Raw genomic sequence first — 9,437 nt, 5'->3', positions numbered from 1 at the left:
AGCAGGAAGTGGCCGAGGCAGTTGGTGGCGAAGGTCGTCTCGTACCCGTCGGGGCTGAACGTGACGTCGCCGTCGAAGCGGCCACCCGCGTTGCAGAGGAGCGCGTCGAGCTTGGTAACGGACACATCCCTGGCCGCTGCCCGGACGGACGCCAGGCTGGACAGGTCCAATGCCAGAGTGGTGACGGAGACACCGTGTGCGGCGCGCAACTCGTCGGCGATGGCCTGCATGCGGTCGGGGCTGCGCCCGGCCAGTATCAGATCGACCTTACGGGCGGCGAGCTCGGTCGCGGCTGCGAGGCCGATTCCCGAGTGGCCGCCGGTGATCAGGATCGTGGTCATCGTGTTCTCCTTCAGACCCGGCCGGTGGCGGGCAGCAGTCGCGCCGTTTAGGGGGTGAGTTCGATCGGTTCGTCTTCGTCAACGAGCGTTGTGCCGCCGAGGTGGGCCAGGTGGCGCCCGAGGGCGTAGTTCGGCTCGGAGGCGAAGCTCATGCCGGGCTTGAGCACCAGGTCGGCCAGGCCCGTGGAGTGGCCGGTCCTGGGGGGTGTCGGGTTCCTGCCCGCGCGGTGCCGATCGTGCTGTAACTGGTGGCGGTCGTGATCGGCGTGGCGGGGGTGGGGCGGATCAGGGGGGTGGATCAACCTCGCGCAGCGACTGTCACAGGGCTCCGGCGTCCCGGGCCGTCCAGACGCTGGGGTAGATCGGCCGGAAGCCGAGTTCTCGGCGGATGCGCTGGTTGGACATGATTCCGAGCCACGGGTCGGGGTCCGTGAGCTCGTGGAGTCCGGCGGGCACCTCGACGCCGTTGAGCTGGTACAGCTCGACCGTGGTGACGGGGGCGTCGTCGGCGATGTTGTAGATCCGGTCGGCGATGCCCGGCGCGTACAGCAGACGCATCAGGCCCTGGGCGACGTCCGCGTGGTGGGCCATCTGCAGGCGCTGGTGCGGCGCCCAGCGCTCGGCCCAGTGCAAGACGTTGGCGAGGTGCGGGTCGCCCTCGCCGTAAACGAAGGGGAGCCGCCCGATGCGTACGTCCAGGCTCTTGAGCGCGAGCAGTTCGCGCTCGGCCTCGGCCTTGGACTCGGGGTAGGCGCCCCACATCTCGCCGCCCGGTCGGCTCTCGTCCTCCTCGGTCAGCGGTCGGCCCCGTCCGACGCCGTACACATTGTTCGTGCTGACCTGCACGAACCGCTCCGCGCCGGAGGCCTGCGCGGCGCGGCCCAGGGTCACTGCGGCATCCCGGTTGACGGCCCACGAGTCCTCGTCCGGCACCCCGCGGAAGGAGGCGGCGATGTTCACGACGGCGTCTACGCCGGCGAGCGCCTTGCCGAGCGTCTCCTCGTCGCGCATGTCTCCTACGGCGACCTGGGCGCCCAGCTCCGCGAAGCGCTCGCCGCGGGCTGCGTTGCGTACCAGGACCCGTACCTGCTCGCCCGGCTGCCGCTGGGCCAGCAGCCTCGGCAGGAAGCGGCGTCCGACCTGTCCCGTCGTACCGGTCACCAAAGTCAGCATGATGTGCTCCTCACGCACTGTGTCGCCTGTCGTTGACGACCAGCCTCGGCGGATGCGGGAACGACCGGGAGAGACCTCTTCATCAGGGGATCGGGAGTCCCTGGATAAGCCGGCCGGCCTCCCGCACCCTGGAGAGGTGAACCGAGCCGAACTCGCCGACTTCCTGCGCCGCGCTCGCGCCCGCCTGGACCCCTCCGACGTGGGCCTCACGGCCGGCGCCCGCCGCCGTACGCCGGGGCTGCGCCGCGAGGAGGTGGCCCAGCTGGCCGGCATGTCCGTGGACTACTACACGCGGCTGGAACAGTCCCGGGGCCCGCGCCCGTCCCGCCAGATGCTCACCGCGCTGGCCCGCGCCCTGCGCCTGACAAAGGACGAAGCCGACCACCTCTTCCACCTCACCGGTGAACAGCCGCCGCGCCGGGAGGCGACCAGCACGCACGTGCGCCCGGGCCTGCTCCTGGTGCTGGACCGGCTGCACGACACCCCGGCGATGGTGGTGACCGACTGCGGCGAGGTCCTGGCCCAGAACGCGCTGTCACGGGCGCTGAGCGGAGACGTCCTCGCCCGCCCGCCCCAAGGACGCAACATGATCCGCCGCTTCTTCCTGGACCCGGCGGCCCAGGAGCTCTTCCCGCCCGAGGACCGCCCCGAGCGCGCCCGCGAGCAGGTCGCCGGCCTGCGAGCGGTAGCCTCGGCCCGCCCCACGGACCCCGAACCCTCCTCGCTCGTCGCCGAACTACGGGCCACGAGTGAGGAGTTCGCCCGCCTCTGGGACGAACACGAGGTCGCCGTACGCCGCGCCTCCACGAAACGCTTCCGGCACCCTGCGATTGGCATCCTCGAACTCGACTGCGAGGTTCTCGTCAACTCAGACGTCAACCAGCAGCTCGTCATCCACACGGCCCGCCCGGGCACGGAGTCGTACCAGCGCTTGCAGTTGCTGCGGGTGGTGGGCTTGCAGGACCTGACGCCGACGAGCTCCTGAACGCGTGCGCGCCTTTCAGGTTCGCTCCTTGCCCACGCACATGCCCACGATCCCCAACTCGGCGCCATCTGGCGCCGACGGCGGCACACCATCTGCCACTGGCACAGGCAGCAAGACGACCACCCCCCTACTACCGCGCACTCAAGCCCCTCCCCGGCGGCCACGCCGAGCAACTGGCTGAGGCGATCGACAACACACCGCCGGCCGTGATCCTTCGGCCCCACTCCGGTCATTTCCGCAGATCGGCGGAGAAGAAGGGAGCAAGGAGTGCGAACAATGCGTCGGGGCGGTCAAGGGGGATGATGTGGCCGCAGTCCTGGAGACGGTGTCCGACCAGGTCATCGGCGATGGGACGAAGTTGGCGTTCGAGCCCGGTGCCAACGGGGTGAGAGCCGACGGCCATGGTGGGCATGGTCAGCCGGGCCGTCGCGACAGCGTCCTGGATCTGCTGCGCGCTGGTGGGCAGGGCACGGTAATAGGAGAACGCACAGCGCAGGGCCTCGCTCCCGGTGTACGCGTGGACGAAGGCCGCACGGATGTCGTCGGGCACTCCTCGCCCCAGCGTCCCCGAGTTGAGGAACCAGTCGATGTACGGGGCCTCGTTGCCGGCCAGGGCGGTCTCGGCGAGGCCGGGGACGGCGTGGAAGCCGAACCACCACGGGGCGCCGCCTTCGATGACGTGTTCTGCTCCGGGCAGGCTGCCGAGCAGTGCCTCCATCACGACCAGGCGCCGGACGAGTCCAGGCTGACGCAGCGCGAGCAGAACGCCGGGGGCGGTGCCCGCGTCGATACCGACCACCGCTGCCGAGGTCTCGCCGAGTGCGTCGAGCAACCCTTCGAGGTCGGCGGCGAGGGTGCCTGCGTCGTAACCTTCGACGGCACGTGAACTGGCACCGAAGCCTCGCAGATCCGGGGCGATGACCCGGTACTGCCCGGCCAGTCGGTCCATGATGCCGCTCCAGAGTTGCCAGGTGTGCGGAAAGCCGTGCAGCAGGAGAACTGCAGGTCCGTCCCCGGCGATTGCGACGTTGAGTTGGACGCCGTTCGTCGTGATGCGGCGTAGTTGGTGTGTGGTGGTGACGGGCATGACGGCCCTCCCGAGTGGTTACCATTGGTGACCACAGAACGATAGGTAACTGTCCGACCGCTTCCTAGACGGCACTTTCAGGGAAGGTGGTGAGCCACAGGTGACCACCCGAGGAGACCGGGCCGCCGGTCGCGGGGTACGCGGCGATCTGTTCGATCCCAAGTGCCCAACGCGGCAGTTGCTGGATCGCATAGGTACGAAGTGGACGTCCATGGCCGTCAAGACGCTCGCCGATGCCGCACCGGGCGAGGTGCGCTTCGCGGAGCTGAGACGCCGGATGCCCGGCGTCTCGCAGAAGATGCTGTCCGTGACGCTGCGAAGCCTGATGCGCGACGGGCTGGTGTCGCGCCGGGTCGAACCGACCGTGCCGCCGCGGGTCTTCTACCGACTCACCGGACTCGGGCTGTCCCTTGAAGCCGCGCTTGCGGGGCTTCGGACCTGGGCGGAGGAGCACATGGCCGAGATCGACCACGCCAACGAAGCCGCCGACCAGGAGGTCGATGAGGGATAGGCAGGCCGGCTCCGCGCTCAGCACTGGTGACTCGGGTACTCGATGGTCTACGACTCCGTCGGTCTCTATTTCAACCCGCCCGAGGGTGCGGTGGTGCTCTCGGTGGACGAGAAGTCGCAGATCCAGGCTCTGGACCGGTCCCAACCCGTGCTGCCGATAATGCCGGGCATGCCCGAGCGGCGCACCCACGACTACGTCCGCAATGGCCTGACCACGCTGTTTGCCGTCTTCGACGTGGCCACGGGTGAAGTGATCACGGCCCTGCACCACCGGCACCGGGCCGTGGAGTTCAAGAAGTTCCTAATCCGCATCGACAAAGTGGTGCCGACGCACCTGCAGATCCACCTGATCGCGGACAACTACGGCACCCACAAAACGCCGGCGATCAAGGCCTGGCTGGCCAAACACCCCAGGTTCGAGCTGCACTTCACTACGTGCAGGCTATCGGGTTGCGTCCCAAGCTCCATGTCAGTGCCGATGGTTCGGGGGTGGTCGGGCATACCGGGGTACGGTTGCTGGTAGGCACCAGGCGGCGTACGGGGCGAGCGCTAGTGCGACGGTGAGGTCGGTGACGGCCATACGGCGGATGAGGTCTTCACCGACCGCCGGCTTGTCACCCTGGTCCACCTACGCACCGGGCTCCCGCACGCCGCGCTCGCCGAAGCCGGCACGCCCAAAGCCCAATCTCGGACCAAGTCGTTATTGCGGTCGGTCCTGACTCCTCGCATGCGTCGGATGGCTGCTGCTTACTGCTGGTTGCTGCCGCCGGTGCAGTTCCAGAGTTCGACCAGCGTGCCGTTGACCGTTTCGGCCCCGGTGACGTCCAGGCATAGGCCGGACGCGACGTTGGTGACAGTTCTGTCGCTGTTGAGGTTCCACTGCTGGTTGGTGCCGCCGTGGCAGCCATAGATGATGACGGCGGTGCCGGCTGCGGTCCCGGCGCCGGAGGCGTCGAGGCAGTTGCCGCGGCCCGACACCAGTTCCTTCGCGGAGTTCAGGGTCCAGGACTGGTTAGCGCTGCCGTTGCAGTCCCAGATCTCTGCCCGGGCGTTGTCGGCGGTGCTGCCGGCGTGCACGTCCAGGCACCTGCCGGAGGCCGCCCCACGCAGTGCCCCGGTGCTCCCGCCGCTGGAGCCGCCGAGTCCCCATCCGTATTGGAACCTGTCGAGCCCGGAGCGGTTGGTGACGCTCAGTGAAAGGTCCGTGCCGCTGCCGCTGAGAGAGGTGATGGCGCAGGAGTGGCTCTCGCACGGGCCGGGGCCCTCGGTCTGGCTGCCGCCCTTGACGCCTACCCATAGCATCCGACAACGCGACCGTGACCTATCAGATGGTCCGCTCCGCAAAGAGGTGAACACGCGGATCGGATGACCGCCGTGGAGCGGGGGCTGCTGCGGCTGCTGGTTCTCTGCCCGCGCGGGCAGACGGTTGACTGACTAGGCTTAATGCAGAGGAAGTAGAGCACCGGTCAAGACGGCTGGTAACGGGGCGGAAAAGACCAGTCAGTGGTTTCCGCAGTGGTAATGCATCACGGTTCAATCATTGAAAGTCCAACACCTCCGATGTCGAGGAGGCAGAGGCATGGTGAGCGTCCCCAAGCGCCGCGGCGTGACAGCCCTCGCAACTGCTCTGCTGACCACAGGAGCCCTATTCGGCCCAACTGTTGCGGAGGCAGCGTCCGCCCCATCCCTCGCGCTAGATAGTCTCGCCATCCTGTCGACGGATGTCGTCATCAACAGGAACGTGACCTTCAGCGGAGGTATCCCAGTTGGCGGCTGGTACTCGCTGAGCGTCTTCGGCAGCGGGTCCTATACCTACTCCGGCCACATGCACAACTCGGGCGTGCAGGGCTACAACTTCGCCGGGGTCTGCGTCGTGAGATTCGCCAACGGCACGGCCTTCGTGTTCGTGACGAGCGGCCGAGTGCACGGGACCTTCGAGTCGGGGTCCCGAGACCACAACTGGAACAGAAGCGCTACGCGCCAGTCCATCCGTGATGCCTATCAGGCCTCGGGTGGCGGCTGGAATGCGCGCTGCAGGAACCAGATAGACGGCGATCGTAATGCCCTGATCAACTCGACGATCCAGGGGGCCGGATACGCAAAAAAGGTCATTGTGATCTTTGCCTGAATAGCTAGTCAGCGGAGCTGGGCAGGCGGCCGTAATTCCCTGAAAGGTCAAGAGAAAGTGGCTGTGCCGCTGCAATCCGTCAACGACAAAGAATGGAAGACGTCCGTGAGAAATTACCGTTCACACGTCAAGACGACATTGGCATTCGCTGTGGCAGGCGCTCTGTCTGCCGCGCTTTTTCAGGTTGGCGCCCCGGAGGCAAAGGCCGCACCAAGTGAGCCCACTCAGGCGTGCGACTATGCAGCCTACTACGACGAAGTCCCACGCGGACACGGCTGGATAATCCATGACATGAACCTACGGTTCGCGCTGGACTGCTTGATTAATGCTGAGCGAGTCAAACACGGACTGCCCGCTCTCAAACTGAACGTGCCCCTGATAAAGGCAGCGAGGACACACGCCAACGCCGCCGTAAGCTGGAAATGGTGGGGTCCAGGTAAGGACTCGCACACCAACCCGATTACCAGGTCAAAGCCCGCGGGTCGGATGAAGTACGCGGGCTACTGTCCAGGCCAGTCATTCTCCTCCGCGGAGATCACATACACGGGCTGGGGAGGCGGAGGCACACCACGGGCCGCGTTCACCTGGTGGATGAACAGTCCAACCCATCGCGCCATCATATTGGACCCGGGACTCACCGAGATTGGCCGAGTGGCGTTGCCTGGCGCGGCGGATGAGAGCGGCGCGGGTGCAGCTGGCGCAGGAACCTATGTGGCGGACTTGGGACACTGCGGACCGTAGCCCAAGACAAGCAAGCTCCCTCCCCAGCGTCACAGCCCCGCCCCGGTGCGGGCAACAGCCACTTCTCGCCGGACCAGGTCAGCAGCTGCGGCGGGCGGGTGCCGCCCGGGTTCTGCGAGCGCCAGCTACGGTCCGCGACGAACTCCTCCCACGTCAGGTCCCCGGACAGTCCGTTCGCCCCGACCTGCTGCCAGGAGTCGTCCCACTCGTCGTACGGGATCCCGTCCCGGGCCTTGTGGCGGGCGAGCCCGAATATCCACGACACCAGCCGACGCCGCCAGTCGACCCGCTGCACTCCTCCGGATCGCTCCCTGCGAAGGCACGTTACGCGGGCAACTGGACGTCGACGAGGTCGTCCAGGTCCAGGCGCAGCTCCGCGAACGCCTGCCCGGTGCAGCGGATGTCCCGCTCGTCATACGTCCAGCGCGCCTTGTACTTGTAACAGCGCACGGCTATGTCGCCGAAGAAGACGTGGCCGTGCTGCGCCAGTCCCGGCATGTGGAGGAGCTCGTCAGGGTCCAGCGGCACCATGGCGTTCTGCGTCAGGTCCGCGAAGAGGGAGCGAGCGTATTCCCGGCTGATCGGCATGACGGGATGGTGGCAGCGCCACTGACAACTCCGTTCGGGCTGGGCCCTATTGCCGGATCGTTCCAGGTGAAGCCGTTCAGCTGATTACGTCGCTCAGCTGTCGAACCCGGCGTCGAAGCCCTTGAGGACCGGGTCCAGCTCCAGGGCCGCGCCGCACAAGGAGCGCAGCCGGGTGCCTGGGTGCTGCGCCGCATCCAGAGCCTGGTCCAGGGTCAGCACCGGCGCCCCGGGCGGAGCCTCCGTGCAGTCCACGGCGTGAACGACGCCCCGGCTCGGCCCGCGGCCGCCGGCCTTGGCCAGCACCCAGCCCGACGGACGCCGGGGCCCCAGCTCGCAGGCCGGCTCCGTCCTCCCGTTGGAGGACGGAGCCGTTTCGACGCAGATTCGACGTGTGGTCAGGCGTGGCGGCGGTTGCCGGTGAAGGCCCGGTACAGGGCCAGGAGGATGAGCGAGCCGACGATGGCGGCGATCCAGGTGGAGAGGTCGAAGAAGCCGTCGATGGAGTCGACGCCGAAGATGACCTTGCCGAGCCAGCCGCCGAGAAGGCCACCCGCGATACCGATGAGCATCGTGATGATGATGCCGCCCGGGTCCCTGCCGGGCATGAGCGCCTTGGCGATGATGCCCGCGAGCAGACCGATGAGTATCCAGGCGATGATGCCCATGATGCGTGTCTCCTACCTGGTCGTATAAAGACTCTGTCAGGACACCCGGGTGTTCCGTGATCGCGAATTCAAACCTCGCGCATGCCTGGGCGGAATCGGAGATGGTGTTCGCGCAACGTGTCAGCCGACCGGGTGCAGCAGGCCCTGGCGTTGAGCGAGTGCATACGATCAACGGCCCGATGGGGCAGCCTCAAGGCCCCTGTCGCGGCCAGTGAACAAGCGATTGGGCTGCGTCCCGCGCAGGTGGACGCGCTGCGCGTGTACCTGAGCCTCGGCACGCAGCTGCGGCTCCCGCCGGCCGACGGACTGACCGAGCGGCTACGGACGGCGTACTTCGACCGCCCGAACAACCGGTGGCGGATCCGACCGACGACGAAGACGTCCAGGAGTAGACCGGCGCGGATCGCGCGCCACCCACCATCCCTGGCTGACATTGCATCGAGCGGCGTGCCGTCGTCGGCACCCCCATCGCCGAGTACGTCCCCGACAAGCTCGTCAACGGGCGTCTTGCCCTCGTGGGAGATGCCGCCTCAGGGCCTGCGGCCGGGCAGACGGAGACCTGCTGTTCAGACAGCCACCACCGCAAAGTGGAGCACGCGCGGCCATGTAAGCGCCGTTTACTCAGGCCCAGTTGAGTATCTGGGCTCAGGCCCGGCGCACGGCCGCGGGGCGATGATCAGTGCAACGAACAGGCATACAGGGCCTGTTCGGCCGACTGAGCCTGATGGGGAGACCTTCCAATGTCCCGACGTATCGCTGTGTCTGTCGCCGCCGGTGTCGTCGTTGTCGGAGGCGCGGGCGCCTACGCTCTCGCCTATGCCGGGGAGCAGCCTCCCGCCCTCACGCACAGCAGTGCCCGCTACAGCGCCCCCGCCGGTGACCGTGACGGTTCGCTGAGTTTCACCACCGACGTCTCCGCCTCCTCCGGCGTCAAGAGCGTCAAGGTCCTGGCCTGGCCGGCTGCCTCCTCGCTCGCCGAGCAGAAGCTGACCGCCAAGGACATGGCCGCCGCCGGGAGAGCCGTCTGCACGCCGGCCGGCAAGCACACCGTCCACTGCACCTACACCACCACCGTCACCCCCACCGACGCGGCATCCTCCCCCCACAGCGCCTGGCACATCGCAGTCCTGGCCGAAGCGAACAACGGCACCACCACCCTCGACAACGAGGCAGCCGGCTTCACCGTCCGCTGACGTAGCTCTGGCCGGGATGTGGCAGG

The 9,437-nt window shown here is 67.5% G+C and carries 11 protein-coding genes and 2 pseudogenes; 6 read left to right on the top strand and 7 right to left on the bottom strand.

Going from position 1 to position 9,437, the window contains the following annotated elements:
- Both ABZT03_RS41640 and ABZT03_RS41635 read right to left on the bottom strand, forming a co-directional pair.
- Positions 1-341, bottom strand: a 341-nt coding sequence (locus ABZT03_RS41640; RefSeq protein ID WP_356049180.1) for an SDR family NAD(P)-dependent oxidoreductase, incomplete at its 3' end; no start/stop codon positions are given.
- Positions 342-659: 318 nt separating this feature from the next.
- Positions 660-1,514: an NAD-dependent epimerase/dehydratase family protein gene (locus tag ABZT03_RS41635; RefSeq protein ID WP_356049172.1), complete on the bottom strand. Its 855-nt coding sequence runs from the start codon at positions 1,512-1,514 to the stop codon at positions 660-662.
- A 136-nt stretch (positions 1,515-1,650) separates the two neighbouring features.
- Here ABZT03_RS41635 and ABZT03_RS41630 point away from each other — a divergent pair, with 136 nt between their 5' ends.
- Complete coding sequence (locus ABZT03_RS41630; protein ID WP_356049165.1) at positions 1,651-2,499, top strand: helix-turn-helix transcriptional regulator; 849 nt, start codon at positions 1,651-1,653, stop codon at positions 2,497-2,499.
- 229 nt (positions 2,500-2,728) lie between these two features.
- Here ABZT03_RS41630 and ABZT03_RS41625 read toward each other — a convergent pair whose 3' ends face one another.
- The gene (locus ABZT03_RS41625; RefSeq protein ID WP_356049157.1) at positions 2,729-3,586 is read right to left on the bottom strand and encodes an alpha/beta hydrolase; all 858 of its coding nucleotides are present in this window, start codon (positions 3,584-3,586) and stop codon (positions 2,729-2,731) included.
- A gap of 100 nt (positions 3,587-3,686) precedes the next feature.
- Here ABZT03_RS41625 and ABZT03_RS41620 point away from each other — a divergent pair, with 100 nt between their 5' ends.
- Positions 3,687-4,097 (top strand): helix-turn-helix domain-containing protein, encoded by a 411-nt coding sequence (locus ABZT03_RS41620; protein WP_356049148.1) that lies wholly within the window; start codon positions 3,687-3,689, stop codon positions 4,095-4,097.
- A gap of 45 nt (positions 4,098-4,142) precedes the next feature.
- A pseudogene (locus ABZT03_RS41615) lies at positions 4,143-4,529 on the top strand (transposase); the annotation flags it as partial.
- 314 nt (positions 4,530-4,843) lie between these two features.
- Here the strand turns inward: ABZT03_RS41615 and ABZT03_RS41610 are convergent.
- Positions 4,844-5,398: an RICIN domain-containing protein gene (locus tag ABZT03_RS41610; protein ID WP_356049138.1), complete on the bottom strand. Its 555-nt coding sequence runs from the start codon at positions 5,396-5,398 to the stop codon at positions 4,844-4,846.
- A 277-nt stretch (positions 5,399-5,675) separates the two neighbouring features.
- Here ABZT03_RS41610 and ABZT03_RS41605 point away from each other — a divergent pair, with 277 nt between their 5' ends.
- Together ABZT03_RS41605 and ABZT03_RS41600 are read left to right on the top strand one after the other, a co-directional pair.
- Positions 5,676-6,224 (top strand): hypothetical protein, encoded by a 549-nt coding sequence (locus tag ABZT03_RS41605; RefSeq protein ID WP_356049134.1) that lies wholly within the window; start codon positions 5,676-5,678, stop codon positions 6,222-6,224.
- A gap of 291 nt (positions 6,225-6,515) precedes the next feature.
- Complete coding sequence (locus tag ABZT03_RS41600) at positions 6,516-6,965, top strand: CAP domain-containing protein (protein WP_356049187.1); 450 nt, start codon at positions 6,516-6,518, stop codon at positions 6,963-6,965.
- 324 nt (positions 6,966-7,289) lie between these two features.
- On the opposite strand, the gene ABZT03_RS41595 is transcribed toward ABZT03_RS41600, so the two are convergent.
- The 3 genes and pseudogenes from ABZT03_RS41595 to ABZT03_RS41585 all read right to left on the bottom strand — a co-directional run bounded on the left by ABZT03_RS41595 (position 7,290) and on the right by ABZT03_RS41585 (position 8,218).
- On the bottom strand, positions 7,290-7,553 hold the full coding sequence (locus ABZT03_RS41595) for a hypothetical protein (RefSeq protein ID WP_356049129.1): 264 nt from the start codon (positions 7,551-7,553) through the stop codon (positions 7,290-7,292).
- 93 nt (positions 7,554-7,646) lie between these two features.
- Positions 7,647-7,883: pseudogene (locus tag ABZT03_RS41590) on the bottom strand (DUF6233 domain-containing protein); the annotation flags it as partial.
- A gap of 65 nt (positions 7,884-7,948) precedes the next feature.
- Complete coding sequence (locus ABZT03_RS41585) at positions 7,949-8,218, bottom strand: GlsB/YeaQ/YmgE family stress response membrane protein (protein WP_356049123.1); 270 nt, start codon at positions 8,216-8,218, stop codon at positions 7,949-7,951.
- A gap of 740 nt (positions 8,219-8,958) precedes the next feature.
- Here ABZT03_RS41585 and ABZT03_RS41580 point away from each other — a divergent pair.
- Positions 8,959-9,411 carry a DUF5707 domain-containing protein gene (locus ABZT03_RS41580; protein ID WP_356049116.1) on the top strand — a complete coding sequence of 151 codons (453 nt, stop codon included), beginning with the start codon at positions 8,959-8,961 and terminating at the stop codon, positions 9,409-9,411.
- The last annotated feature ends 26 nt before the right edge of the window (positions 9,412-9,437 follow it).

Source organism: Streptomyces sp. NPDC005574, assembly GCF_040605435.1.
Taxonomy (GTDB): domain Bacteria; phylum Actinomycetota; class Actinomycetes; order Streptomycetales; family Streptomycetaceae; genus Streptomyces.
The sequence above is the reverse complement of the archived record's forward strand: the minus strand, read 5'-3'. Positions and strand labels throughout refer to the sequence as shown.